This is a genomic window from Anaeromyxobacter sp., assembly GCA_016718565.1.
Taxonomy (GTDB): domain Bacteria; phylum Myxococcota; class Myxococcia; order Myxococcales; family Anaeromyxobacteraceae; genus JADKCZ01.
In genome coordinates, this window is record JADKCZ010000001.1 from 1,036,842 (window position 1) to 1,062,793 (window position 25,952).

19 protein-coding genes are annotated in these 25,952 nt (G+C 73.4%); 9 read left to right on the forward strand and 10 right to left on the reverse strand.

What is annotated here, in order from left to right; all coding sequences use genetic code 11:
- Window positions 1–142 precede the first annotated feature (142 nt).
- The 4 genes from ugpC to IPO09_04465 all read left to right on the forward strand — a co-directional run bounded on the left by ugpC (window position 143) and on the right by IPO09_04465 (window position 5,314).
- Entirely contained in the window at window positions 143–1,237 is a 1,095-nt protein-coding gene (ugpC, locus tag IPO09_04450) for a sn-glycerol-3-phosphate ABC transporter ATP-binding protein UgpC (protein ID MBK9516602.1), read from the forward strand.
- A gap of 65 nt (window positions 1,238–1,302) precedes the next feature.
- Window positions 1,303–2,481, forward strand: a complete 1,179-nt coding sequence (locus IPO09_04455; protein ID MBK9516603.1) for an extracellular solute-binding protein — start codon at window positions 1,303–1,305, stop codon at window positions 2,479–2,481.
- Between the two features lie 62 nt (window positions 2,482–2,543).
- Window positions 2,544–4,430, forward strand: a complete 1,887-nt coding sequence (locus tag IPO09_04460; protein ID MBK9516604.1) for a sugar ABC transporter permease — start codon at window positions 2,544–2,546, stop codon at window positions 4,428–4,430.
- Entirely contained in the window at window positions 4,430–5,314 is an 885-nt protein-coding gene (locus IPO09_04465; GenBank protein ID MBK9516605.1) for a sugar ABC transporter permease, read from the forward strand. Before IPO09_04460 ends, IPO09_04465 begins: the two co-directional genes overlap by 1 nt.
- Here IPO09_04465 and IPO09_04470 read toward each other — a convergent pair.
- The 8 genes from IPO09_04470 to IPO09_04505 form a co-directional block, all read right to left on the reverse strand.
- Window positions 5,304–5,594, reverse strand: a complete 291-nt coding sequence (locus IPO09_04470) for a hypothetical protein (protein MBK9516606.1) — start codon at window positions 5,592–5,594, stop codon at window positions 5,304–5,306. The genes IPO09_04465 and IPO09_04470 overlap by 11 nt on opposite strands.
- A 77-nt stretch (window positions 5,595–5,671) precedes the next feature.
- Window positions 5,672–6,691 carry a hypothetical protein gene (locus IPO09_04475; protein MBK9516607.1) on the reverse strand — a complete coding sequence of 340 codons (1,020 nt, stop codon included), beginning with the start codon at window positions 6,689–6,691 and terminating at the stop codon, window positions 5,672–5,674.
- A 130-nt stretch (window positions 6,692–6,821) separates the two neighbouring features.
- Window positions 6,822–6,977, reverse strand: coding sequence for a hypothetical protein (locus IPO09_04480; GenBank protein MBK9516608.1), 156 nt, complete (start codon window positions 6,975–6,977; stop codon window positions 6,822–6,824).
- Between the two features lie 520 nt (window positions 6,978–7,497).
- Window positions 7,498–7,662, reverse strand: a complete 165-nt coding sequence (locus tag IPO09_04485) for a hypothetical protein (GenBank protein ID MBK9516609.1) — start codon at window positions 7,660–7,662, stop codon at window positions 7,498–7,500.
- Window positions 7,663–7,775: 113 nt separating this feature from the next.
- Entirely contained in the window at window positions 7,776–8,654 is an 879-nt protein-coding gene (locus IPO09_04490) for a hypothetical protein (GenBank protein ID MBK9516610.1), read from the reverse strand.
- The gene (locus IPO09_04495) at window positions 8,651–8,815 is read right to left on the reverse strand and encodes a hypothetical protein (protein ID MBK9516611.1); all 165 of its coding nucleotides are present in this window, start codon (window positions 8,813–8,815) and stop codon (window positions 8,651–8,653) included. The genes IPO09_04490 and IPO09_04495 overlap by 4 nt, the downstream gene beginning before the upstream one ends.
- 228 nt (window positions 8,816–9,043) lie before the next feature.
- Entirely contained in the window at window positions 9,044–11,005 is a 1,962-nt protein-coding gene (locus IPO09_04500) for a hypothetical protein (GenBank protein ID MBK9516612.1), read from the reverse strand.
- 8 nt (window positions 11,006–11,013) lie between these two features.
- Window positions 11,014–11,853 (reverse strand): hypothetical protein, encoded by an 840-nt coding sequence (locus tag IPO09_04505; GenBank protein MBK9516613.1) that lies wholly within the window; start codon window positions 11,851–11,853, stop codon window positions 11,014–11,016.
- Between the two features lie 454 nt (window positions 11,854–12,307).
- Between IPO09_04505 and IPO09_04510 the strand changes: the two genes are divergently transcribed.
- A complete protein-coding gene (locus tag IPO09_04510; GenBank protein MBK9516614.1) occupies window positions 12,308–13,474 on the forward strand; it encodes an ROK family transcriptional regulator in 1,167 nt (388 codons plus the stop codon).
- Window positions 13,475–13,478: 4 nt separating this feature from the next.
- On the opposite strand, the gene IPO09_04515 is transcribed toward IPO09_04510, so the two are convergent.
- On the reverse strand, window positions 13,479–15,110 hold the full coding sequence (locus IPO09_04515; protein ID MBK9516615.1) for a DUF3459 domain-containing protein: 1,632 nt from the start codon (window positions 15,108–15,110) through the stop codon (window positions 13,479–13,481).
- A gap of 215 nt (window positions 15,111–15,325) precedes the next feature.
- Between IPO09_04515 and pulA the strand changes: the two genes are divergently transcribed.
- Window positions 15,326–18,895, forward strand: a complete 3,570-nt coding sequence (pulA, locus tag IPO09_04520) for a pullulanase-type alpha-1,6-glucosidase (GenBank protein ID MBK9516616.1) — start codon at window positions 15,326–15,328, stop codon at window positions 18,893–18,895.
- Between the two features lie 128 nt (window positions 18,896–19,023).
- Here the strand turns inward: pulA and IPO09_04525 are convergent, their stop codons facing one another.
- On the reverse strand, window positions 19,024–22,050 hold the full coding sequence (locus tag IPO09_04525; GenBank protein ID MBK9516617.1) for an alpha-amylase: 3,027 nt from the start codon (window positions 22,048–22,050) through the stop codon (window positions 19,024–19,026).
- Between IPO09_04525 and IPO09_04530 the strand changes: the two genes are divergently transcribed.
- From IPO09_04530 to IPO09_04540, 3 genes are all read left to right on the forward strand, one after another.
- Window positions 22,001–23,836 (forward strand): alpha-amylase, encoded by a 1,836-nt coding sequence (locus tag IPO09_04530; protein ID MBK9516618.1) that lies wholly within the window; start codon window positions 22,001–22,003, stop codon window positions 23,834–23,836. The genes IPO09_04525 and IPO09_04530 overlap by 50 nt on opposite strands.
- 94 nt (window positions 23,837–23,930) lie before the next feature.
- Window positions 23,931–25,457 carry an AGE family epimerase/isomerase gene (locus IPO09_04535; protein ID MBK9516619.1) on the forward strand — a complete coding sequence of 509 codons (1,527 nt, stop codon included), beginning with the start codon at window positions 23,931–23,933 and terminating at the stop codon, window positions 25,455–25,457.
- Window positions 25,454–25,942: a hypothetical protein gene (locus tag IPO09_04540; GenBank protein ID MBK9516620.1), complete on the forward strand. Its 489-nt coding sequence runs from the start codon at window positions 25,454–25,456 to the stop codon at window positions 25,940–25,942. Before IPO09_04535 ends, IPO09_04540 begins: the two co-directional genes overlap by 4 nt.
- Window positions 25,943–25,952: the final 10 nt, after the last annotated feature.

Consider the following 25,952-nt stretch of genomic DNA (forward strand, 5'->3'; position numbering starts at 1 on the left):
AGGGAGGCGGGAGCGCCGACGGCAGGCCTGGACGACGCGCCCTCCGGCGCACCCCAATTGGACACCACGCCGTGCGTGCGATTCTTACGAGAAATGAAAAAATGTCGCCGCACCGCGCACCAGCACCGAGAGGGGAACGCCGATGGCGGCTGTCGTACTGAAGGACGTCACGAAGCGCTTCGGCGAGGTCAGCGTCATCGAGGGGCTCGACCTCGAGGTCAAGGACCGCGAGTTCATGGTGCTGGTCGGCCCGTCCGGGTGCGGGAAGTCCACCGCCCTGCGCATGGTGGCCGGCCTCGAGGAGACCACCGGCGGCACCATCTCCATCGGCGACCGGGTGGTGAACGACGTCCCGCCCAAGGACCGCGACATCGCCATGGTGTTCCAGAGCTACGCGCTCTACCCGCACATGACGGTGCGCCAGAACCTGGAGTTCGGCCTCAAGATCCGCAAGACCCCCGCCGCCGAGATGGCGCGGCTCATCGGCGAGGCGGTCCAGATCCTGGGCATCGAGCCCCTGCTGGACCGCAAGCCCAAGGAGCTGTCCGGCGGCCAGCGGCAGCGGGTGGCGCTGGGGCGGGCCATCGTCCGCAAGCCCTCGGTCTTCCTCTTCGACGAGCCGCTCTCCAACCTCGACGCCAAGCTGCGCGTGCAGATGCGCGCCGAGATCAAGAAGCTGCAGGCGCGGCTGCAGGTCACCGCCATCTACGTGACCCACGACCAGGTCGAGGCCATGACCATGGGCCACCGCATCGCCGTCCTGCACGCCGGCAAGCTGCAGCAGGTGGGGGCGCCGCTGGAGCTCTACGAGCGGCCCGCCAACCTCTTCGTGGCGGCCTTCATCGGCTCGCCCCCCATGACCTTCGTGGACGCCACCGTGGCCGAGGGCGGCACCCGGCTGGTCACCCGCAGCTTCACCCTGCCGACCCCGGCCGCCCTGCGCGCCACCCTGGCCGGCCAGGACGGCCTGAAGGTGGTGGCCGGCATCCGGCCGGAGAACCTGGCCGCCCCCGGCCGCGCGCCGCGCGGCGAGGCGGCCCCGCTCACCATCACCGTGGAGATCGCCGAGCCGCTGGGCGACGAGGTGGTGGTCCACGCCCGCTCCGGTGAGGAGCCGCTGGTCTTCAAGCAGGACCCGCACCGCCCGGTGGCGAGCGGCGACACCTTCGAGGTGCAGCTCGAGCTGGACGCCCTGCACCTCTTCGACGCCGGCACCGAGCGCCGGCTCGGCGCCTGACCACCCTCCGCGCCCACCCCGGGAGATCCCCATGACCCGCCTCGCCCGCCTCCGCCTCGCTCCTCCTGGCCCTCCTGGCCCTGCCGGCGGTGGCCGCCGCCCAGGACCTGGTGGTCTGGCACGCCTACCGCGGCGTCGAGAAGTCCGCCTTCGAGAAGGTGGCGGCCGCCTACAACGCCAGGCCGTCCACCACGGTGAAGGTCACCACGCTGGCCGTGCCCTTCGACGCCTTCGCCGACAAGATCTCGGCGGCGGTGCCGCGCGGCAAGGGGCCGGACGTCTTCATCTACGCCCAGGACCGCATGGGCGGCTGGATCGAGGCCGGCAACACGGTGGAGCCCATCGACTTCTTCGTGGACGATGCGGTCAAGGCCCGCTTCATCCCCTCCACGGTGGAGGCCCTCACCTACAAGAAGACCCTCTACGCCCTGCCGTTCAACTTCAAGGTCCTGACGCTCATCTACAACAAGAAGCTCCTGCAGCAGCCGCCCAAGACCACCGCCGAGCTGGTCACGGTGGGCAAGAAGCTCAGCAACAAGGCGGCCGGCAAGTTCGGGCTGGCATGGGCCTACGGCGACTTCTACTACGTGGCCTCGCTGCTCAACGGCTTCGGCGGCGCGGTCTTCGGGCCGGGCGCCCGGCCCACCCTGGACGCCCCGGAGAACGTCAAGGGGCTGGAGCTCCTGCAGGCCTGGTCCCGGGCCGGCTTCCTGCCGGCCGAGCCGTCGAGCGCGCTCATCACCTCGCTCTTCAACGAGGGCAAGGCGGCCATGGTCTTCAGCGGCCCCTGGTTCCTCGGCGAGGTGAGCCGGGACATCGACTACGGCCTGGCCATGCTGCCCACCATCTCGGAGGCCGGCGGCAAGCCCATCCGCCCGTGGATGACGGTGGAGGGGGTCTTCATCTCGGCCCCCAGCAAGCAGAAGGAGGCGGCCTTCGAGTTCGTGAAGTACGTCACCGACCTCGAGGCCGGCCGGGTGATGGCGCTGGAGGGGCGGCAGACGCCGGCGGCCCGGGCCGTCTACGACGACGCGGCCGTCAAGGCCGACCCGGTGCTGGCGGCCTTCAAGCGGCAGGTGGAGGTGGCCGTGCCCATGCCCAACCTGCCCGAGATGACCATGATGTGGTCGCCGGCCACCACCGCGCTCAACAAGGTGAACTCGGGCGCGTCGCCCAGGGAGGCGCTGGGCGTGGCGCAGAAGGCGGTGGAGAAGGACGTGGCGGGTCTCAGGAAGGCGAAGTGAGCCCGGCGCCCGCACCCGCGCCGGCGCAGCGCTGGCGCTTCCTGGGCGGCCTGCTGGCGGCGCTGCTGCTGGCGGTGGGCGGCGCCGCCCTGCTGGTGCGCGGCGCGCTCGGCGAGGCGGCCGAGGAGGTGGCCACCCGGCGCGCCGTGGTCACCCTGCGGTCGCTGGAGGCGCTGGTGGTGCGGGCCGGCCTGCGCGGCGAGCCGGTGCGGGCGCTGCTGCAGGGGTGGCAGGCCGGGCAGCCGGCCGGCACCGAGGCGCGGGTGGTGCTGGGCACGGCGCTGGAGGCCTCCACCGCGGCGGCCGACGCCGGCGAGGCGGCGGCCCCGCGGCGGCTCGGCAAGGACGAGAAGCCGCTCTACGACCAGTGGAAGCGGCTCGGCTCCAACCTGGCCGGCAACGCCGAGGGCGGCTCGCCCAAGCCGGAGCTGGAGATCGAGCGGCTGCAGAGCGGCGGGCGGGAGCTGGCCGCGCCGCTCCTGGAGGACGGGCAGGTGGTGGGCCTGGTGCGGGTCACCACCCCGCCGCCGCCGCCCACCGCGCCCCCCTCGCCGCTCATCCCGCTGGTGTACGTCCTGGCGCCGGTGGCGGCGCTGTTCGTGGCCACCCGGCGGGGCACGCCGCGGCGCGGCGGGCTGCTCCTGGCCTCGCTGGCCTTCCTGGCGGTGAGCGCGGCCGGCTTCGGGTCCGGGTCGGTGGAGCGGCTGGCCCAGGCGGCGCGGGACGGCACCGCGGCGGTGGCCGAGCAGGCCAGGGAGCAGGGGGCGCTGGCGGCGGCGCTGCTGGCCAGCCAGGGGCTGGCGGCCGAGCCGGCGCTCCAGCCCGGCCTGTGGGACGTGGGCCTGGACCGCAGGCCGCGCGGCCTGCTCACCCCCGCCGGCGAGCCGGACGAGGCGGCGGTGGACGAGGTGGCGCGGGCCGCCCGCGGCGACGCCCGCGGGTCGGCCCTGGCGGCCGGCCTGGTGGGGCTGCTGGTGCTGCTGCTCTCCGGCCTGGGGGCCTTCGCCGCCGGCTGGCGGGCGCTGCGCCAGCACCGCCAGGCCTACGCCTACGTGGCGCCGGCCCTGATCGGCACCACCGTGCTGGTCTTCTTCCCGTTCTTCTACGGCGTGGTCCTCAGCTTCACCGACAGCAACATCTACAACACCAGCGCCCCGCTCTCCGAGCTGTGGGTCGGCCTGAAGAACTACGCCGCCATCCTGGGCGACTTCGGCATCGCCCGCCGCGGCGAGGACGGCGCGCTGGTCTGGAACTACCTCAACTTCTACTGGACCTTCCTCTTCACCATCGTCTGGACGGTCACCAACGTCACCTTCGGCGTCAGCTTCGGCCTGCTGCTGGCGCTGATCCTCAACACCAAGGGGCTGGCGCTGCGCCCCTTCTACCGGGTGGTGCTGATCCTGCCGTGGGCCATGCCCAACTACATCACCGCCCTCATCTGGAAGGGGATGTTCCACCGCCAGTTCGGGGTGGTGAACCAGGCGCTGGCGCTGTTCGGGGTCGAGCCCATGTCCTGGTTCGACAAGCCCTTCACCTCCTTCATGACGGCGCTGGCCACCAACGGCTGGCTCAGCTTCCCCTTCATGATGGTGGTGTCGCTGGGCGCCCTGCAGTCCATCCCGGCCGACATCTACGAGGCGGCCCGGGTGGACGGGGCCACCCGCTGGCAGCAGTTCAAGGCCATCACCCTGCCGTCGCTCCGGCCGGCGCTGGTCCCGGCCGTCATCCTCTCGGTGGTCTGGACCTTCAACATGTTCAACATCATCTACCTGGTGACGGCCGGCGCGCCCGAGGGGGCCACCGAGATCCTCATCACCCAGGCCTACAAGTTCGCCTTCGAGCGCTACCGCTACGGCTACGCGGCCGCCTACTCGGTGGTGATCTTCGCCATCCTGCTGGTGTACGGCACCTTCCAGAACCGGGTCACCCGGGCCACGGAGGCCATCTGATGGCGCGCTCGGGCCGCGAGGAGCACATCCCGCACTGGTGGCTGCACGCCTTCCTGGCGGTGGTGGTGCTGGTGACCGTCTACCCGGTGCTGTGGGTGGTCACCATCGCCTTCTCCGGCAACCAGAGCCTCTCCATCACCGACCTGCCGGCCGACCCCACCTCCTGGGACCGGCTGCGCGCCATCACCCCCTGGCCGGCCCGCTGGTCGGGCGCCAACTTCGTCTCGGTGATGGCCGACCAGCCCTTCGCCCGCTGGATCTGGAACAGCGCCGTCATCGCGGTGGCCACCACGGTGGTGGGGGTCTTCCTGGCCTGCACCGCCGCCTACGCCTTCTCGCGCTTCAAGTTCCCGGGGCGCCGCGCCGGCATGATGAGCTTCCTGGTCTCCCAGATGTTCCCCGGGGTGCTCACCCTCATCCCCATCTACATCATCATCGTGCAGTGGCTCGGGCTGGGCTCCACCAAGTTCGGCCTGGTGATCGTCTACGCCACCACCTCGGTGCCCTTCTCGGTCTGGATGCTCAAGGGGTACTTCGACACCATCCCCAAGGAGCTGGAGGAGGCGGCCATCATCGAGGGGGCCGGGCCGGGCATGATCTTCTGGCGCATCGTGCTGCCGCTGGCCATGCCGGCCATCGCCATCACCGCGCTCTTCAGCTTCATGACCGCCTGGAACGAGTTCATCCTGGCGGCCACCTTCATGGACCAGGAGCTGATGTACACCGCGCCGGTGGGCCTGCGCTTCTTCGTGGGCGGCTTCCAGCAGCAGTGGGGCTACTTCGCGGCCGGGTCGATCATCGTCTCCCTCCCGGTGGTGGCGCTGTTCCTCTACCTGCAGAAGTACCTGGTGGGCGGCCTGACGGCCGGCGGCGTCAAGGGCTAGCCGGCGCCGCGTCGAACAGCAGCGTCGCGCCGCGCGCGATCCGCTCCTTGCCGGCGATGGCGCTGGCCAGCACCCCCTGGTCGAGCACCCGCAGGATCATGACGCGCGCCACGGTGGCGCCCTGGGCGTCCAGCACCCGCCCGAACTGCATCGGCTGGAGCCCGGCCACCGGCCCCCGGGCCGAGACCAGCTCGTCGGTGACGTCCACCACCAGCAGCGCGCCCGCGGCCGCCGGCTTGCCGGAGGGCGTGGAGGCGGGTGAGGGGGCGAGGTGCGGCATGAGGGCGGAGGAGAGGGCGGCGCCGGGGAGCGGCGTGCCCGCGCCGGGCGGGGTGGCGGAGGGGGTCGAGGTCGGGGTCAGGGTCGGGTCGAGGTCGGGGTCGGGGTCGCGGTCGCGGTCGCGGTCGGGGTCGCGGTCACCTCCGGCGCCAGCCGCGCGCCCCCCGGGGTCGACCCCGCCAGCAGGAAGGGCACCCTGGCGAAGGCGCCGCTGGCCTCGTCGTAGCTGCCCAGGATGCGCCGCTGGTCGGCGCTGGCCGGCAGCAGGACGTCCACCACCCGCGGGTGGACCTCACCCATGGCGCCGCCGCCGAAGGCCCAGGCCTCGGGCACCGGCAGCACCGGCAGGGTGAAGGCATCCGGCTGGCGGGTGCCGCGCAGCCGGCTGCCGAGGGCGAAGGTCCGCTCCCAGGCCGCGCCGGAGAGGTGCAGCGAGTAGCCCCAGTCCGGCCGCGGCGGCCCGCCCAGCAGCGCCGCCGGCACCCGGGCGGTGACGGTGCGCCCCAGCACCTGCAGCCCGTCCACGAAGACGACGCGGTCGGCCGCGCCGCCCAGGGCGTCGCGGGTGAGCGCGCGGGCCGGGCCGGGCTGCGGGGTGAAGACCACCGCCGCCTCCCAGGTGCGCCCGCCGGCGAAGGCGACGCGGCGGCCCGGGATGCAGGCCGACGAGCCGGCGCCGGGGGTGGGGTCGGTGTCGAGGTAGAGGTCGAGGTTCTGCAGGGCGATGCCGTTGAGGAGCTGCACCGGCGTCGAGCCGGAGCGGGTGGTGGTGAGCGGCGTCCGGAAGGGGGCGCCCAGCGTCACCTCGAAGAGCACGTCCTCGCCGTCCACCGACACGGTGAGGCGCCTCAGGTCGAAGTCCCCGTCCCGGTAGTCGGCGTCGCCCGGCGGCGTGTAGCCGCCTGGGCCGGTGGCGTCGTTGGAGGCGTCCTCGAAGATGGCCACCTGGCGCGGCGCGGCGGCGGCGGGCGCCGGGGCGGCCAGCGCGAGGGCGAGGAGCAGGGCGAGCGGAGCGGGGCGGGTGGAGGTCAGGGTCGGGCTCGGGGGCTGGTTCGGTGGCGAGGTCGAGGTCGGATTGGTCTGCTCACCCTCCCCCACACCGTGGGGGAGAGGGCCGGGGTGAGGGGGCCGCCCCGGGGTCGGTGACCCCGTGCCATCCTCCCTCAGAAACGACGGGGCCGGCGGAGGATTCCCCCGCCGGCCCCAGGCTGCTCGACGGTGCCTCGGGCTACGGCACGGTGATGATGGTGTTCTTGCCGCCGAGGCCGCCGGTCTTGAGCGTCACGGGCGCGGTGGTCCAGGCGCCAGCGCCCGGCTTGACGAAGCCGGTCACGCCCTCGAGCGCGGCGTCGACCCCGACCTTGTACTCGGCGCCGCCGAGCACGAAGACGAACTCGGGCCAGGTCGCCGGACCAGCAGGCCGGTACGGAGGTAGGTCTTGCCGAGGACGGCCGACAGAGGATGAAGGTGTAGATGCCGTCCGCGGCCATGACGTCACCCTGGGCGGGGCCGTCGTCCACCATGACCTTCTCGTACCAGCCCCAGGCCCTGCCCTTCACCGCGATGGCGTCCCAGCGACCCAGGAGCCGCCCTGGCCGCGACGGCCGAGCCGTTGTAGGTCGAGGCGGATGTCGTTGGTCCCGAACGGGCCGGGAAGGCCAGGCCGGGGGCGTTGATCGGGCCGGTGGCCCCCCGGGACCAGGATGGAGAACTCACCGGCGTTGCCGATCCAGATCCAGCCGCCATTCGCCGATCAGGGTTGGTGGCGTCGAGGAGGCCGTAGCCGATGGTCAGCGGGGCGGCGGTGGGCGGGGCGATGAAGACCGTGACGCCCCACATCTGGTCGCCGGCGACCGCGGCCGGCGGGCTCGTGACCGGGCAGGCCGGTCGGCGTTCCAGGGCCGTCATCCACGGGCCGTCGTCCAGAGCGGCGCCAACGGGCCGCCCCAGGTGGCGTCCTGGGCGATCTTGCGGGTGGTCGGCGTCGACTGGACCTGGCCCTTCCACTGGAGCTCCCGGTCTGCCAGACCTGGCTGGGCCGTGTCGTCGACGTAGAAGTTGATGGCCATGGTCCCGGCCGGCTGCGGGAAGCCCAGGTGGACGGGGGTCGCTGCTGCTGCTGCCGCAGGCGGCCAGCGTCGGGACCAGCGCAGCCGCCAGGATCATCCAACTGGCTCTCTTCTCAGTTGTCGTGCCCCAGCCCGGTCGGTTGACTGTGCGCCAGGCCGCTGGCCTGCCGCGAGGGCCGCCTTACAGCGGTGCAGGCCACCTTCAGCGGGCCGATGGCCCGGGGGCGTGAAGCCCAGCCCGGTGCGGCAGGCAGGCAGGCCTGGCGTCGAGCGGGTGAACTTCTGCTCCCGCGCCTCCGGCCCGCAGCCGTGCAGGGCGGTGTCCCATTCGATGGCCCCTCCGGAGCTGGGGTGGAGGTTGGCGCGATCCTTGTTCGTCTTCTCGTCGGCGAAGACGTCGCGCCGGTAGACGAAGCCGTCCGGGCCCGGGGGACGCCCGGCGGTCCGGCGTCGAGCACCTCGATGATGCGCGAGTTGCCCGGCCACTCCTCGCTGCCGGTCCAGACCTGGCCGCGCAGGCCCCAGGTGTACTTGTAGCCGAGGCGCAGCACCGCGCCGGGGTCCACCGGCACCTCGAAGGCCACCGTCCAGATGCCGTCGCCGGAGGCCTCGTCGCCGTTGGTGCCGTCGTCGTACATGGGGATCTGGTTCGGCACGCTGGCGCCCACCAGGGTGTTGATGGCCGGGTCCTGCACCGGCGACTCCTTGTGGACCCAGCCCACGAAGAACATCCGCTTGCCCGGCTTGTCGACCGCCCACTTGAACCGGTCCACCGGCGTGCCGGTGCCGTCGAGGCAGCCCTCGTTGAAGTCGGCGCTGAGGACCAGCCGGATGTTGTCCGGATCGGCGCAGCCGGACGGCTGGTAGAGCTGGGCCGCGGCGGCGAGCTGCGCGTCGAACTTGGCGGTGTCCAGGTCCTGGAGGTTGTCGCCGTCGTAGTCGAAGCGGCACCGGCGAGAGGAACCCGGCGGTGACCGGGCTGACCTGGTCACGACGAAGGCCGCGCTGAGCCCTCGGTGGTGGAGCGGGCGTCGAGGTCGATGCCGCGCAGGGTGGTCTCCTCGCCGATCTCCGGGACCACGTGGCGGAACACCATGTCGCCGGCCCGGGCCTGCACCCGCACGAAGGTGTAGCGGGCCGAGGGCAGGCGCATCTCGTAGGCGCCGGCGGCGACGATGGCCTGGAACGGCGCGATGGGGTTGCCGTCGCCGTCCAGGGCGACGAAGCTGGCGCTGCTGGCGCCGGACCAGGCCGAGGGGGCCGCGCACCGTGGAGGCGGGCCGCTCGTCGGCCGTGCGACCGACGTTGGAGAAGAGGGTCTCGAGCCCGCAGCCGGTCAGGGCCGCGAGCGACGCGATGCCGACGAGGAATTGGGTGCGCATCACCAGCCCACCTCGAACGTGGCCTTGGAACGCCAGACGTTCCAGACCATGTCGTAATAGGCCCGCTCGTCGCGGAGCAGGTCCTTGTGGAAGTACTCCAGCGTGTAGGAGAAGAGCGCGCCGCCGAAGGCGTAGCTGAGGCCGGCGTGCACGGTGTGGCGCTTGGTCAAGGCGTCGTAGAAGCCGGCGGTCTGCGTGCCGTTCCGCCTGGCCTCCTGCCACCGGGTGTACTCGTAGCCCAGGCTGGTCTTCAGCTCGTTGGTGGGCTGCAGCGTCAGCTGGGCGAAGGCCAGCAGCATGGTGCCGTCGTAGTCGTCGTCCGGGTTGCTGGCCTTGCGCTTGTCCTGGTCGCCCACCCACTTGCCCTTGAGCGCCAGCACCGCGCCCGGCGAGTCGGGCACCAGGTACTGCACGTTGACCACCGCGATGTGGGTCTGGCGGTCCTGGAACTCGGTGTAGACGCTGCGCGGGTCGCGGCCGCGGTCGTAGACGTTGGCGTAGTCGGCGTCGGCGGTGAAGGCGGTGGTGTCGGTGAAGCCGTGCGTGTAGAGGAAGTCCGGGTACTGGTTCAGCGTGTCCCGCCCCTGCTGGTTGGTGTTGTAGCCGACGTAGGTGTACTCGAGCGTCGACTTGAGCGGCCCGCCCACGTACTCCAGCAGGCCGGTGGCGCCGTGCCAGCCGATGACCGTCTCGTACCAGGGCTCGTCCCAGTCGACGAACTCGTTGGCCACGTTCAGGGTGGGCAGCTGGCCGCCGCGGGTGAAGCCGCCGGTGATGATGCCGTCGGTGAGGAGCACGTCGGCCTCGCGCCTGGCCCCCATGACCGCGTTGTACTCGGCGCCGATGTTGAAGTACTCGAACTTGGCGGACAGGCCGGCGCCGAGGGGGTCGAAGGCCTCCACCAGCAGCTTGGCGGCGATGTCGTTGGCCGCCACCGCCCGCCCGGCCGAGTCCACCTTGAAGAGCACCGGCGAGAAGCCCTGGCCGTTGCGCACCAGGTTGGTGGCGTACTCGGGGTTGACGTAGTTGGAGGAGAAGGCCACGAACGGCGAGACCGTCAGCCACTCCAGCGGCTCGGGGGTGTAGACCGCGTCCAGGGTGGCGTTGACACCGCGGAAGCGGGTCGAGAGCGACACCGAGTGGTCGGCGCCGCGGGCCGCGTCGGGCGCGCCGGTGAGGAAGGGGCTGTACTTGTCGGCCTCCCAGTCCTGCAGCCAGCTGGCCACCGCCCGGAGCCTGAGCTGGTCGCCCAGCCGGCTCTCCAGCTTGGCGGCGAAGGCCCAGTCGGTGCCGTAGAGCGAGGCCAGCGAGTCGCCGCCGGCGCCGTTGTCGCCGGGCAGGCCGGTGTTCCAGCCCGGGCCGGCCCACAGCTTGGGCAGCGCCATGGCGCCGACCACGTAGGAGAGCTCCTTGGCGGGCAGGACGTCGCCCTCCACGATGACGGCGCTGCCGTTGTCGCGGTCGATGTAGCGGGCCTTGCCGATGGTCCACTCGTTCCACATCGAGTAGTCGGTGGCGCCCACGGTGATCCACTTGACGGTGGGGATGGGCGGGGCCAGCCGCACGAAGGCGCCGCGCAGCTTGATGTACTGGGCGTGGTTCATGCCCAGGCTCTCGCCCGAGGTGTCGGCCACGCCCGGCTTGAGGTCGCCGTTCTCCCACCAGTCCTGCCAGATCATGCCCCAGCGGCTCTGCAGCCGGACCCCGGCGCTCACCTTGGGGCCGACGCGCCCCTTGATGGTGAGCTCGAACTCGGTGCAGGCGCCGTTGGAGCCGCCGATGTTGTCCACCCAGAACGGGTTGGACAGCGACAGGCAGCCCTGGCTGGCGTCGTTCTTGTACATGTACTTCGTGTAGATCTTGCCGCTCATGTCGAAGTTGACGGTGTCGGCGCGCGCGGCGGGCGCCAGCGCCAGCGGCGCCAGCGCGAGGAGCAACCTCCAGGGGGCGGGGAGGGCCATGGGCGTCCTCACTTCGCGGCCGGGTAGACCATGGGCACCACCGCCAGGTCCTCGGGCTTCGGCTCGGTGGCGGCCTTGTTGTACTTCGAGAGGAGCTCGTGCTGCTTCTTGGCCGGGTCGCCGCCGGCCGGCACCAGGAGGTCGAGCACCTGCGGGTCGTTGTCGAAGTCGGTGCCGCCGCCGAAGCGGTGCTGCCCCTCGAACTCGTTCACCTTGCGGGTGAGGAGATCGGTCTTGGCCGGGAAGCCCTCGTTGGACTGCATCAGGACCTGGTAGCCCCAGCCCGGCAGCGGCGGGCCGCCCAGCGCCTTGGTCTCCACCACCGCGATGAGCGTCTTGCCGGCGGCGCGGGTGATCTTGGGCACCACCACCCGGTCCTTCACCGCCGCGGCCTTCATCTCCACCTCGGAGTTCACCCGGGTGGGCCCCTGCGGCGAGACGATGACCACCCGGTCCCAGGCCTCGTCCTCGGCGAACCGCACGTTGAAGCCGGGCAGGCCGTCGCGCACGCCGCTGCCCTTCAGGTGGTCGGTGTCGACGTGGATGGCCACCATCTGCACCGAGAAGCCGTTGCCGCCCCAGGCCACGCTGTCCCAGGGGTCCTCGATGCGCGACTTCACCGAGACGTGGAACTCCACCGTGTCGCCCTTGGGCACCACCTTGAACTCGGTGATGTCGAAGGCGCCGGGCTTGTAGACCGCGTCGGTGGGGTAGGTGTACTCGCCCGGCCCGTTGTCGTCCCCGGCCGGGTCGGTGATGGTCACGGCGCCCGGGTCGTCGGCGCGGGCGGAGCCGCCGGCCAAGAGGGCGGCGGCGAGGAGCCAGCGGGCTGCGGGGTGGGTGGGCATTCGCGGTTCTCCGGTGCGGGTACGGGGTGCGGAGTCATCAGAGCGATTGGCGGGCGGCGAGTCGGGCGGCAAGGACGATTCGGGGCCTGGTGCCCAGCCGCCGACGCGGCGTGTGGTCACAGGCGGTGCCGAGTGTGCGCTCCCCTCCGGTCGATGGCCCGACTCGGCGGTCGGCCCCTTAATTCTTGCTAGAGTCGAAATTATTAACCCTGTATAAAGCAAAAAATCGAGCCGCGCGGAACCTGCCGACCCATAAGGGGTTTTGGGCGAAACGCCGCAGAGGGGAGCGGTCGGAGGGTCCGGGGAGCGGAACGGAAAACGCCCGTGGGGAAGAGGACTTCGGGCGAGGGGTCGAGAGGAACCCTGGCCGGTCTCGGGCAGGGGCGGCTCGGGGTGGTGGTCGGACCGGGCCAGGCGGTCGGCGCGGCGACGCGGTGGAGAGGGGTCCTGCCAGATGTCCGGCGACCAGAGCCTGCTCAAGCGCCTCAACCGGATGTCCATCGTCCGGCACGTCAAGGCCCACCCCGGCGTGGCGCGCGGCGATCTCGCCGACCTGACCGGCCTGGCCGACTCCACCATCAGCGTCCTCGTCAAGGAGCTGATCGGCGAGGGGTGGCTGCGGGCCAGCGACTCCACCGGGAGCGGCGGCGTCGGGCGGCGCCCCAAGCTGCTGGCGCTCGACCCGGACCGGATCGCCGTGCTGGGCGCCGAGATGGGCGTCGACTACCTCAACGTGGTGGCCTGCAGCCTGCGCGGCGAGGTGCTCTTCTCCCGCATGACCGACTACCGCCACGGCGAGGTGGCCGCCTCGGCCCGGGACCTGGCGGCGCTCATCGTCGAGGCGCGCGCCGCCATGCTGGCCCGGCGGCGGCGCCTGCTCGGGGTGGGCGTGGGCGTGCCGGGCATGGTGACCACCGACGGCCTGCTGCGCTTCGCCCCGGCCATCGGCTGGCGCGACGTGGCGGTGGGCGACGAGGTGACCGCGGCGCTGCGCCAGGTCCGCTGCACCGACCTGCCCGTCACGGTGCTCAACGACGCCAACGCCGCCGCCCTGAGCGAGTACGTCTTCGGCGCCTCGCCGGCCATCAGCTCGCTGGTCTTCCTGATCCTGGGGTTCGGGGTGGGGGCGGGCATCGTCCTGCACGGCCGGCTCCACCTGGGCCACGACGGCCTGGCCGGCGAGGTGGGCCACACCATCGTGCAGCCGGGCGGCCTGCCCTGCGCCTGCGGCCGGCGCGGCTGCGCCGAGACCCTGCTGTCCCAGAAGGCCATGAGCCGGCTGGCCACCGGGCGCGACGAGCCCATCCTGCACGTCGCCGAGCTGGTGGAGCGGCTGGCGCGCCGCGACGAGGCGCTGACCCGCGGCGCCCGCGAGGCCGGCGCGCTGCTGGGCTTCCTGGTCCACAACCTGATCGTCAGCCTGAACCCCGAGGTGGTCATCCTGGGCGGCCCCCTGAGCCGGCTCGACGTGCTGGTGGCCGGGGCGCTGGAGCGGCTGGCGCAGCTCTCCGGCGACCGCCCGTACCACCACGCCGAGGTGCGGGCCTGCCCGCTGGGGCTCAACGCCACCGCGGTGGGCGCGGCCGGCAGCGTGCTCAACACGCTGCTGCAGGTCGGGTAGCGGCTCAGTCGAGCGACAGGAAGGCGAACCCGCGGGCCGCCAGCCCCGGCACGGTGACCTGGCCGCCCGCCGCGGTGGGCGTTCCGTCGAGCCCGCGCGCCGAGAGGACCGCCGGCGCGCCCGCCACCGCCACGGTGAACGGGCCGCTGGGGGCGGCGGCGAAGTTGGCCACGAAGAGGGCGCGCGCCGCGCCGTGGGTGCGCAGCAGGGCCAGGGCGCCGGTCCCGCCGCCCGTCACCACCGGCCGGGCCGCCTCGCCGCGGGCCAGGGCCGGCCGGGCGTGGCGCAGGGCGATCAGCTCCCGGTAGACGTGCCAGAGCGAGGCCGGGTCGGCCCGGGCCGAGGCCAGGTCCACCCCGGCCGCCTCGGGCGCCTGGAACCACGGGGCGCCGGTGGTGAAGCCGTGGCCGGGGGCGTCGGCGGTCCAGGGGTAGGGGGTGCGCTTGTTCCGGTCGTCGGCGGCCGCGCCGCCCAGCATGCCGAGCTCCTCGCCGTAGTAGAGGAAGGGGGTGCCGGGCAGGGCCAGGAGCGTGGCGGCCGCCAGCTTGAGCGCCGCGGCGTCGCCGCCCACCACCAGCGCCTCGCGCGGCTGGTCGTGGTTGGAGAGGAAGGGGGCCTGGAAGCCGCGGTCCCTGCCCTGGAAGGCGGCCTCGGCGCGCGCCAGCACGTTGAGCAGCGAGCCGCCCGCTCCGCCCACCAGGGCCGAGCGGATGCCGTCGGCCTGGTCGAAGGAGAAGGCCAGCTGCACCTCGTCGCCGTCGCCGTAGTAGGTGGCGGTGGTCTCGATGGTGGCCCAGGCCTCGGCCACCAGCAGCGCGGCGGGGTGGGTCTGGTGCAGCGCGGCCCGCACCCGCTTCAGGAAGGCGTGGGTGGCCGGCTGGTCCACCTGGCCGACGCCCGGGCCGGTCTCCGTGAGGTAGCGGACGGCGTCGAGCCGGAACCCGTCCACCCCGCGAGAGAGCCAGTACCGCATGCTGTCGACCAGCTCCGCCTCGACCGCCGGGTTGGCCAGGTTGAGGTCGGGCATGGAGCCGTCGAAGATGCCGTAGTAGGCGCCGCTCGGGGTGGTGTACCAGGCGGAACCGCCCCAGGGCTTCTGCCAGCCGGGGTCGGTGGCGCTCCAGACGTACCAGTCGCGCTTCTCCGCGGTGGGGCCGGTGCGGGAGTTGGCGAACCAGACGTGGGCGCTCGAGGAGTGGTTCAGCACCATGTCCAGGATGACCTTCATGCCGCGCTGGTGCGCCGCGGCCAGCAGGGCGTCGAGGTCGGCCAGCGTGCCGTACTCCGGGTCCACCTCGCGGTAGTCGGCCACGTCGTAGCCGTGGTAGCTCGGCGACCGGAAGATGGGCATGAGCCAGAGGGCGTCCACGCCGAGGTCGGAGGTGGTGGCCGGGTCGCCGTCGTTGAGCTCGTCCAGCCGGGCGGTGAGCCCGGCCAGGTCGCCGTGGCCGTCGCCGCCGGAGTCGGCGAAGCTGCGGACGAAGACCTCGTAGAAGACCTGATCGCGCCACCAGCCGGAGGTGTTGGGGCTGACCGGGCCGCCGCCGCCCCCACCGCCGCCGCAGCCGCCGGCCACCGCGGCCACCGCGGCCACCAGCACCACCAGGACCACCACGCCGCGCGCTCGCAGGTGCACTCGCTGCCTCCTCGGGTGAAGCGGGACCCCCGGGCCGGCGGCCCGAGGCGGCGGGATCTTGCTCGCGGGGCGCACCGCAGGCAACGGGTTCGGCCCGGCGGTCCGCCCAGGGGGTGCGGCATGGAGCGCGGTCGGTCGAGATCGCCGCGCCGTCCGGCCCTCCGACCCGGCCGGGGGGTTTCACCCGCGCCTCCGAGGCGATAGTGCGGTGACCCATGCCCACCCGCCATCCGCTGCCGACCCAAGGCCGCCGCTCGCTGCTCCTCGTCCTCGCCGCTGCGCTGGCGGCCGCCTGCGGCGGAGGCGGCGGCGACGATCCGGTGGTCCCGCCCAGCACCTTCACCGTCCACTACCACCGGGCCCTGTCCGACTACGCCGGCTGGACGGTGGTGGCCACGGCAGGCGCCCAGGGGGCCGTGACCAGCGGGGCGGCCGACGGCTTCGGCGCCACCTACACCTTCGAACTGGCCCCGGGCGCCACCTCGTTGGCCTTCTCGCTCGCGAACGGCGCCGCCACCGACGCCGCCGGGCCGCTCACCGTGGACGTGTCGGGGAGCCAGCGGTCGGCCTGGGTCATCTCCGGCTGGGCCGAGGCCATCACCCGCGCGCTGCCGGCCCTGCCGGCCTCGGCCAGCCAGGTGGTGGTCTACTACGGCAACCGCACCGACTCCGACTACACCGGCTGGGGGCTGCACCTGTGGGGCGACCAGGTCACCAACACCAGCTGGGGCTCGCCGCTCCAGGCGGTGGGCGTCGATCCCGGGTTCGGGGCGGCCTTCGTCATCAACCTGGCCCCGGGCGCCGCGCCCAGCAACTGCCCGGTGGGCTCCATCTGCGTCATCGCCCACAAGGCCGACCTGAAGGACCCCGGGCCGGACATGAGCTTCACCACCGCCACCCTGGGCAACCTGGTCTTCCTCACCAGCGGGTCGCCCACCCTGACCTCCGCGCCGGTGACGCCGGGCGCCGTCTCCATCGCCGGCGCCGCCGCCCACCTGCTCTCGGCCGACACCCTGGCCTGGAACGTCACCAACGCGGCCGCCACCACCTTCGAGCTGCGCGGCTCGCTGACCGCCGAGATCGCCGCCACGCCGGACGGCGACGTGGCCGGCGGGGCCGCCATCCCGCTCACCGCCCGGGCCGCCGGCCTGACCGCGGCCGAGCGGCTGAAGTATCCGCACCTCGCCGCCTGGCGCGCCTTCGACGTGGCGGCGGCCGACCTGCCGGCGCTCGAGGCGGCGCTCAAGGGGCAGCTGGTGGCGGTGGCGCGCGACGCCGCCGCCAAGCCGGTGCAGGCCACCCAGGTGCAGACCGCCGGCGCGCTCGACGACCTCTACGCCAACACCGCGCCGCTCGGCGCCCTCTTCGACACCGTGGCCGGCGCGCCCACCCTGGCGCTCTGGGCCCCCACCGCGCAGGCCGTCCGGCTGCGCGTCTTCGACGCCGACGCCGCCCGCACCGAGGTGGCCGGCAGCCCCTTCACGCCGGTGGCCGACGTCATGGGCGTGTGGCGCCACACCGGCCCGGCCGGGTGGTACGGTAAGTACTACCAGTGGGAGCTGACCGTCTACCACCCGCTCTCGAACCGCATCGAGACGGTCACCACCTCGGATCCCTACGCCGTGAGCCTGGACGTCAACGGCACGCGGGCGCAGATCCTGGACCTCGACGACCCGCTGCTGGCGCCGCCCGGCTGGGCGGGCCTGGTGAAGCCGGCGCTGGCCGCCCCGGAGGACATCGTCCTCTACGAGAGCCACATCCGCGACTTCAGCGCCTTCGACCAGTCCACTCCGGCGGCCCACCGCGGCAAGTACCTGGGCTTCACGGCCGCCTCGCCGGCCGAGCGCAGCCTGGGCCAGCAGCGGCTGGCGGCGCTGGCGGCGGCCGGCCTGACCCACGTGCACCTCCTGCCGGCCTTCGACATCGCCACCGTGAACGAGGACCCCGCCGCGCGGGTGGACCTCGGCGACCCGTTCGCCACCCTGTGCGTCAAGAACCCGCAGGTGCCGGTGGCGCGCTGCGGGCAGTTCGCCGGGCAGACCGTGCTGGAGGCCATGGCGTCGCAGGCCGGCGACTCGGCCGTGCAGCAGGAGCTGGCCGACTACGTCCACCTGCTCGACTCCTTCAACTGGGGCTACGACCCGCTCCACTACGGCGCGCCGGAGGGGAGCTACGCCTCCACCGCCGAGGGCGGGGCCAAGGTGCTGGAGTTCCGCCAGATGGTGCAGGGGCTGGCCGACCTGGGCCTGCGGGTGGTGATGGACGTGGTCTACAACCACACCAACGCCTCCGGCCTGGGCGACAAGGCGGTGCTCGACAAGGTGGTGCCCGGCTACTACCACCGGCGCAACCCGGAGACCGGCTTCGTCGAGTCCTCGAGCTGCTGCGCCAACACCGCCACCGAGCACCTCATGATGGGGCGGCTCATGACCGACACGCTGGTGCGCTGGGCGCGCCAGTACAAGGTGGACGGCTTCCGCTTCGACCTGATGGGGCTGCACCTCAAGGCCGACGTGCTGGCGGCGCGCGACGCCCTGGCCGGGCTCACCCCGGCGGCCGACGGCGTCGACGGCTCGAAGCTCTACCTCTACGGCGAGGGGTGGAACATGGGCGAGACGGCCAACAACAACCAGGGCCCGGCCGCCACCCAGATCGGCATGGCGGGCACCGGCATCGGCACCTTCAACGACCGGGTCCGCGACGCGGTGCGCGGCGGCAGCGCCTTCGACTCGGGCGCCGACCTGCGCAAGCGGCAGGGCTTCGCCAACGGCCTGGTCACCGACCCCAACGAGCTGGCCCCCGCCACCGCCAGCGCCGCCGACGACGCCGCCAAGCTGGCCGAGTACGCCGACTGGATCAAGGCCGCCATGGCCGGCAACCTGGCCAACTTCCGGCTGCGCCGCACCGGCTCCGGCAGCGCGGTGGAGGCCAACGCCATCGGCTACAACGGCGCCCGCACCGCCTACACCCAGGACCCACAGGAGGCCATCAACTACGTCTCGGCGCACGACAACCAGGTGCTCTTCGACCTGATGCAGTACCGGCTGCCCACCGGCCTGCCCATGGCCGACCGGGTGCGCGCCGGCAACGTGGCGCTGGCGGTGGTCGGGCTCGGGCAGGGCATCCCCTTCTTCCACATGGGCGACGACCTGCTCCGCTCCAAGTCGATGGAGCGCGACAGCTACGACTCGGGCGACTGGCCCAACCGCATCGACTGGACCGGCGCGTCCAACGGCTGGAGGTCCGGCCTGCCCAACGCCGGCAAGGACCAGACCAACTGGCCCACCATCCTTCCGATCTTCGCCGACGCCTCCATCGCCCCGGCCGCCAGCCACATCGCCGCCGCGGCCGCCCACTTCGAGGAGCTGCTGCGGGTGCGCTCGAGCTCGCCGCTCTTCCGGCTGCGGACCAAGGCCGAGGTGCTGCAGCGGGTGGACTTCCTCAACTTCGGCGCCGGCCACGTGCCGGGGGTCATCGTCATGACCGTGGCCGACGGCACCCACGCCTCCTGCGCGCCCGCGCTGGCCGACCTCGATCCGGGGGCCGACGCGCTGGTGGTGATCGTGAACGCCGACAAGGTGGCCCACGACCTGGAGGTGCCCGGCGCGGCCGGCTTCGTCCTCCACCCGGTGCAGGCCGCCTCGGCCGATCCGGTGGTGCGCACCGCCGGGGTGGGGGCCTCGGCCGCCGGCCAGGTCTTCACCGTGCCGGGGCGCACCGCGGCGGTCTTCGTGGCGCCGCAGGCGGCGGGGCAGGGCGCCGGGCTGCCCTGCAACACGCGGTAGCGGAGCGGGTGGCCCCGCCTCGTTGAGGACCGCGGCCCCGTCCGAGCCTTCAGCTCGGGCGGGGCCGGGTCGCCTCTCCCGTGCCCCATCGGCTCAGCGGCCGTGAGGGGGAGTTCCGCACGGCCGCTTCAGGGGATGGCCACCGGCCCCACCGAGTCCATGATGAGCGGCCCGCCGGCCGCGCCGCCGAACTCCCACGGGCCGCCGGCCAGCGTGAGCGCCCGCCTGAGCCCGCCCAGCCCGTCGATGTCCCAGGTGGTGGCGTAGACCCGCACGCCCGACCAGGTGGCCAGGCCGTAATCGGCGCGGTTGTAGGTGAAGGTGATGGTCCCGGCGGCCAGGTCGACCGCCACCTTGGGGGCCCGGCCCAGCGCGCCGGGCTCGGTGGCGCTGGCGCCGCTGCTGGTGTTCATCACGTTGGCGAAGCCGTAGGTGGTCTGGTTGAACTTCCAGGTGAAGCCGGCCGGGGCCGCCGCGTCCATGAGCGGCAGCACGGTGGCGCCGCCGAAGCCCGGCACCTCGAAGAAGACGTTGAAGGAGACGTGGTCGAAGCCGTTGCCAGGGTTCCAGACGGTGCTCAGGTCGGCCATGTGGAAGACCAGCTTCAGGGTGGTGGTGGCCGCCTGGATGGTGAGGCCGGTGACGTCGCCGTAGCGGCCGGTGGCGAAGGTGGCGTCGCCCGGGTAGCGGTAGGTCCCGCTGGGCCCGGTGTCGTCGCCGGCCGGATCGGCCACCTCGGTGACCACCGGGTCGAAGACCACGTCGCTGGTGAAGCGCACCGTGGGCGTGGCCACCCGCTCGGCGAGCGCGTAGAAGGCCAGGGTGTGCTGCACCACGCCCACCGCGTAGGTGGAGACCGGCAGGACGATGCTGAAGCTGCCGTCGGCGGCCACGGTGGGGGTGGCGATGCGGTCGACGTACCCGTCGATCACCAGGCGGATGCGGGTGGTGGGCGGGCTGACCGTGCCGGTGAGGGTCACGTCGCCGCTGAAGACCTGGCCCTCCACCGGGGTGGTCACGGTGATGGTGACCGGCGGCGGCGGCGGGGCCACCACCGCGCCGGTGGCGCGCAGCACCAGCACGGCGCGGGCCGGCAGCACGGTGGTGAGCAGGCCGCCCTCGCCCACCGTGGGGGTGGTCGGGCTCCCCTCGGCGTGCAGCACCTCCAGCACCGCGCCGGCCGGCAGGCCGGTGGCCAGCCCGCTCACCAGCATGCGGCTCTCCGAGGTGTTCATGAGCACCAGCGCGGTCTCGGCGCCCAGGGTGCGCCGGTAGGCGAAGGGGCCGGCGCCGGCGGGGCTGTCGGCCAGCACGGTCATGGCGCCGCGCGAGAAGACCGGGTGGGCCCGGCGCAGGGCGGCCAGCGCGGCCAGCCGGCGGTAGCCCGCCGAGGTGGTGTCGTAGCGGTCGCCGGTGGTGCCGTAGCCGCCCTGGAACATGGCGGCGCGCGGCTCGGCGTACTCCTGCTCGGTGCCGTAGTAGACGACCGGGATGCCGGGCGAGGTGAAGAGGAAGGTGAGGGCCTGGGCCAGGCCGGCCGGCGTGCCGTTGGCGAGGAAGCGCGGCACGTCGTGGTTGTCCACGAAGGTGGGGGTGGTGAAGGGGTCCGGGTAGAGCGCCAGGTCCATGAAGCGCCGGACCCGGTAGGTGAGATCGGTGGTGGGCGCGGCCGGCGCGCCGAAGACCCGGCCCAGCTCGGCGAAGAGCGGGAACTGCAGCACGGCCGGCAGCTCCGGGGCGGCCGGGGTGCCCAGGTAGCTGGTCACCGTCACGTCGGCGGTGCCCACCCCGGGCTCGGAGACCTCGAAGACCTCGCCGAAGGCCAGGAAGCCGGTGCGGCCGGTGGTGGCCGCCTGGGCCAGGATGCCCGGCTCGGTGGCGGAGGTGGAGTGGAAGAAGTCGTTCCAGAACTCGTGCTCGACGAAGCGCACGGTGTCCACCCGGAAGGCGTCCACCCCCACCTCCTTCACCCAGTAGCCGTAGGAGTCCTTGAGCGCGGCCCGCACCAGCGGGTTCTCGGTGGCCAGGTCGTCGAGATCGGAGAGCTGGTAGGCCCGCTCCTGGCAGGCGTTCAGGTAGTCGGCGATGGCCGGCGTCCAGTGGTAGATGCCGGCGGCCCGCTGCACCGGATCGGTGGCGTCGTCCTGGTCGAAGGGGGCCTGCTCCGGCCGGCTGGTGGGCACCGCGGCGGTGTTCCTCACGAAGCCCTGGGTCACGTCGCAGCCGGCGATGGCCGGCCCGGTGGCGCAGCCGCCCAGCGAGGAGGACGGGGCGCAGGCGGCCGGGTAGGGCGCCCAGGTGTGGAAGTTGCCCATGTGGTTGGCCACCACGTCCTGCACCAGGTACATGCCGCGCCGGTGGAGCGCGTCGGAGAGCGCCTGGTAGGTGGCCAGCGTGCCCAGGTGCTCGTCCACCCGCTTCAGGTGCCGCGCCCAGTAGCCGTGGTAGCCGCCGTAGACCTGCAGGGGATCCCACCACTGGTTGGCCACCGGCGGCGTGATCCAGACCGCGGTGGCGCCCAGCCCCTGCACGTAGTCGAGCCGGTCGATGAGCCCCTGCAGGTCGCCGCCCGAGTACCTGGCCACCGTGGAGGGGTCGTACTCGCCCTGCCCCTGGTCGTCGTTGGTGCGGTCGCCGTTGGCGAAGCGGTCGGTCATGACGAAGTAGATGACCTGGTCGCGCCAGTCGGGCGAGGGCACGTGCAGCAGCGGCGCGAAGGTGCAGGCCTGGCTGGTGAGGGGCGTGCCGGCGCAGCCCTCGGGCGTGGCCGCGGTCACGGTGCGCACCTGCGCGCCGGCCGGGCCGCACTCGCTCCAGGCCGAGTAGGTGTAGCTGCAGGCCGGCGGCGGGCTGCCGCCGCCCGAGCTGCAGCCGGCCGCGGCCAGGCCGAGGAGCGCCGCCAGGAGGGCCAGGCCGGTGGGGCGGGCGGCGCGCCGGTGTGACCGAGGGTGACGGGCGATGGTGGGCATGGCGGCGCCTCCGGGCGGCGGTCCCGGATGGGGCCTCGCGCCGGGACCAGCATAGGGCTGCGGCGTGGCCAAGTTCAGGCCTCGCCCGGGGCGGACCCTCGGATTAGGCTCGGGGGGCCCGAGGAGGCACGCCGCCATGACCGACCCCACCATCCGCCGCCCACCGCGCCCCCGGCCGTCCGCCATCCACGCCGCCTCCGCCCTGGCGCTGGCTGCGCTGCTGGTCGCCGCGGCCGCCTGCGGCGGCTCGTCGGGCGGCGGCTGGGCGCCCGGCCAGCCGCTGACGCTGGCCGTGGGGGCCACCTTCCCCGCCGGCACGGTGGTGCGCGACGCCTACTCCGGCGCCAGCGCCACGGTGGACGCGGCCGGCTCGATCACCCTGCCCACCGACGCCGCCGCCGGCGTGCTCCTGCTGGAGCGGGACGGCGCCGCCGCCAGCGCCTTCGACTGGCGCAACGCCACCGTCTACTTCGTCCTGACCGACCGCTTCCAGAACGGCGACCCCAGCAACGACGCCAGCTACGGTCGGCAGAAGGACGGCGGGAGCGAGGTGGGCACCTGGCACGGCGGGGACCTGGCCGGCCTCACCGCCAAGCTCGACTACATCCGCGACCTCGGCGCCACCGCCATCTGGATCTCCTCGCCGGTGGAGCAGGTCCACGGCTGGGTCTCGGGCGGCACGCTCGGCGACTTCAAGCACCACGCCTACCACGGGTACTGGGCGCTCGACTTCACGCGGCTCGACCGGAACATGGGGACCGCCGACGAGCTCAAGGCCTTCGTGGACGGGGCCCACCAGCGCGGCATGCGGGTGATCCTCGACGTGGTCATGAACCACCCCGGCTACGCCACCGGCGCCGACCTCACCACCTACCTGCCGGCGGTCTGGAAGGACGGCACCGGCGCGGCCTTCGCCGCCTGGAGCCCGGGCGCCGGGCAGACCCTCACGGCCTGGAACGACCTGGTGAACTACACCTCGCCGCAGTGGCAGCAGTGGTGGGGCACCGCGTGGATCCGGGCCGGCTTCCCCTTCCACCAGGTCCCCGGCACCGACGACCTGACCAGCCAGCTGGCCTTCCTGCCCGACTTCATCACCGAGGGGACGCAGGCGGCCGGGCTGCCGCCCTTCCTGGTGCGCAAGGCCACCCTGGGTGACGGCACCGGCGCGGTGGACCTGCCCGGCGCCACGGCGCGGCAGTACCTGGTGGCCTGGCACGCCGACTGGGTGCGCCAGTACGGCATCGACGGCTTCCGCTGCGACACCGCCAAGCACGTCGAGCTGCCGGCCTGGAAGGCGCTGAAGGACGCCGCCACCGCGGCGCTGGCCGAGTGGAAGGCGCTCAACCCGGGCAAGAAGCTGGACGACGCGCCCTTCTGGATGACCGGCGAGGTGCCCGGCCACGGCCTGGTGCGCGACGGCTACTTCACCTCGGGCGGCTTCGATTCGCTCATCAACTTCACCTTCCAGCCGGCGGTGCGCGACCTCTTCCTGGCCAGGGGCAACCTGGTGGACGGCGCGGCCGAGCTGGAGGCGATCTACGCGAGCTACGCCACCGCCCTGGCCGATCCGTCGCTGCAGGCGCTCTCCTACCTCTCGTCGCACGACACCCGGCTCTTCTTCGGCGACATCCTGCAGAACGACGCGGCCAAGCAGCGCGAGGCGGGCACGGCGCTGCTGCTGGCGCCGGGCGGGGTGCAGCTCTTCTACGGCGACGAGAGCGCCCGCCGGCTCGGGCCGGCCGCCTCCGAGGCGGTGCAGGGCACCCGCAGCGACATGAACTGGGACACCACCGACGCGGCCGTGCTGGCCCACTGGAAGAAGCTCGGCGAGTTCCGCAGGCGCCACCTGGCGGTGGGGGCCGGGGCGCACCAGCGGCTCACCTCGCCGGCCGGGAGCTACGCCTTCAGCCGCTCCACCGGCAGCGGCGCCGGCACCGACCAGGTGGTGGTGGTGGTGACGAAGCGGCAGTGAGCCCCGGCAGGGCCGGCCGATCCGGGGCGGGCCCGGCAGGCCGGCCGCCGGCCGGTCGGGCCAGCCGCCCCGTCCGGCGCTATGCTCCGGCGCCATGCACCCCGCCCGCAGCACCAGCCGCCCGAGCCGCCTCGCCCCCGTCGCCGCGCTGCTGGCGGCGCTCCTCCTGGCCGCCTGCGGCGAGAAGGCGGCCGCACCCGATCCCTACCTCTTCCTCCCGCCGCCCGCGGCGGCGGTCCCGGCCGGCCTCGAGCCAGCCACCTGGGTGACGCACCTCGAGGAGGACCTCCTGCCCTACTGGCGCATGCCCGAGGCCCAGGGCACGCCGGTCGGCAACTTCCCGACCTACCGGGGCATGGACGGCAGCCTGCAGGGCGCCACCAGCCGCAAGCCGCGCATGCTGGGGCGGCAGACCTACGCCTACGCGGTTGGCTACCTGCTCACCGGCGACGAGGCGCTGCTGGACCTCTCCCGCGCCGGCACCACCTGGCTGCTCGCGCACGCCCTCGACCCGGCGCGCGGCGGCTGGCACGCCGACCTCGACGCGGCCGGCGCGCCGGCCGGCGACGGGCCGAAGTACGCGCAGGACATGTCCTACGCGGTGATGGGGCCGGCGGCCTACTTCTTCGTCACCCGCGACCCGGCCGCCGAGGCGGCGGTGCTGGCCACCCGCGACCTGCTCTTCGACCCGGCCACCTACTGGGACGCCGCGAACGGCCGCATCCGCGACGGCCGCACCGCCGATCTCGCCGAGGAGCGGGCCATGGACGGCGGCAGCCTGGCGAGCTGGCAGCTGGTGGCGCAGCTCGACCCGGTGACGGCCTTCGAGCTGCTGGTGCAGCCGGCGCTGACCGACCCGGCGCGGCGCGAGCAGGCGCGCGCCGACCTGCGGGCGCTGCAGGCGCTGCTGGTCCGCGCCTTCTTCCGCGACGGCATCTTCTGGGGCGCCACCGGCTCCATCGGCGTCTACGGCAGCAAGCACACCGACTTCGGCCACCTCCTCAAGGCCTACTGGGCGGTGCTGCAGATCGACAAGCGGCTGGCGGACCGGCCGCAGGCCGGGTTCCTGGCGGGGCACGCGGCGCCGGCGCTGACCCGGGCCCACGACGCCACCTTCGGGCGCTGGCGGCGCGCCCCCGTGTCCATCGACGCCGAGACGGCCAACGGCTCCGACTGGTGGGCCTACGCGGAGGCGGATCAGCTGGCGGCCACCCTGGCGCTGCACGACCCCACCTGGCTGCCGGTGGTGGCCCGGACCTCCACCAACTTCCGCGCCGACTACGTGGACCGGGGCCGGTCGGCCCGCGAGGTGTTCCCCTCGGTGAACGCCTTCGGCACCTGGGGCGGCGCCGCGACCACCAGCACCGCCAAGTGCAACGACTGGAAGAACGGCTTCCACTCCACCGAGCACGCCCTGGTGATGTTCCTGCTGGGCCACTACCTGGCCGGCACGCCGGCGCCGCTCCACTTCGCCTTCCCGGCCGCCCGGGTGGCCGAGCTGGCGGCGAGCGCCACGCCCTACACCTTCCAGGGCACGGTCGCGAGCTTCGACGACCTGGGGCCGCTCGCGGGCGACCCCACCCGCCACAAGGTCCGGGTCTGGTTCACGGAGCTCCGGTGAGGCGGGCGGCGCTCACCCTCCTGCTCCTCGCCGCCTGCGGCCCGGGGCCCAAGGACCCGGCCCTGGCCGGCCCCACCTTCACGGTGGGGGCCCTCACCTTCCGGGTGGGGTCCACCGGCGTGGTCAAGGAGGCTGGCCTGCTCACCTTCTGGCTCACCAGCAGCCCGGCCACCTGCACCGACATCTTCGCGGCGCCGGTGGCCACCACCACCTTCTTCTCGCTCGCCATCGAGCCGCCCGCCAGCGGCGCCACCAGCGCCACGGTGGTGCCGACCAAGTCCTTCCCCGCGGAGGGCGAGGCGCTGGGGCGGCTGGAGCGGCGCACCGGCGGCGCGCTCGACGCCCGGGTGGACGCGGCCTCGGGCAGCGTGACCTGGAGCGTGGACGCCGGGGGCGCCCTCACCCTCGAGACCCTCGACGTGGGCTTCGTGGGCACCACGGACCGGATGGTGGGCGGCGGGCTCCGGCTCACCGCCTGCAACTGAGAGAGACCAA

What these genes read in the sequence shown, in the direction of transcription:
- IPO09_04510 (MBK9516614.1), top strand. Translation starts at nt 12,308, where the DNA reads ATGTCCGGCGACCAGAGCCTGCTCAAGCGCCTCAACCGGATGTCCATC.
- IPO09_04470 (MBK9516606.1), bottom strand. Translation starts at nt 5,594, where the DNA reads ATGCCGCACCTCGCCCCCTCACCCGCCTCCACGCCCTCCGGCAAGCCG.
- IPO09_04525 (MBK9516617.1), bottom strand. Translation starts at nt 22,050, where the DNA reads ATGGCGGACGGCCGGGGGCGCGGTGGGCGGCGGATGGTGGGGTCGGTC.
- IPO09_04485 (MBK9516609.1), bottom strand. Translation starts at nt 7,662, where the DNA reads ATGGCCATCAACTTCTACGTCGACGACACGGCCCAGCCAGGTCTGGCA.
- ugpC (MBK9516602.1), top strand. Translation starts at nt 143, where the DNA reads ATGGCGGCTGTCGTACTGAAGGACGTCACGAAGCGCTTCGGCGAGGTC.
- IPO09_04465 (MBK9516605.1), top strand. Translation starts at nt 4,430, where the DNA reads ATGGCGCGCTCGGGCCGCGAGGAGCACATCCCGCACTGGTGGCTGCAC.
- pulA (MBK9516616.1), top strand. Translation starts at nt 15,326, where the DNA reads ATGCCCACCCGCCATCCGCTGCCGACCCAAGGCCGCCGCTCGCTGCTC.
- IPO09_04495 (MBK9516611.1), bottom strand. Translation starts at nt 8,815, where the DNA reads ATGCGCCTGCCCTCGGCCCGCTACACCTTCGTGCGGGTGCAGGCCCGG.
- IPO09_04535 (MBK9516619.1), top strand. Translation starts at nt 23,931, where the DNA reads ATGCACCCCGCCCGCAGCACCAGCCGCCCGAGCCGCCTCGCCCCCGTC.
- IPO09_04505 (MBK9516613.1), bottom strand. Translation starts at nt 11,853, where the DNA reads ATGCCCACCCACCCCGCAGCCCGCTGGCTCCTCGCCGCCGCCCTCTTG.
- IPO09_04500 (MBK9516612.1), bottom strand. Translation starts at nt 11,005, where the DNA reads ATGGCCCTCCCCGCCCCCTGGAGGTTGCTCCTCGCGCTGGCGCCGCTG.
- IPO09_04530 (MBK9516618.1), top strand. Translation starts at nt 22,001, where the DNA reads ATGACCGACCCCACCATCCGCCGCCCACCGCGCCCCCGGCCGTCCGCC.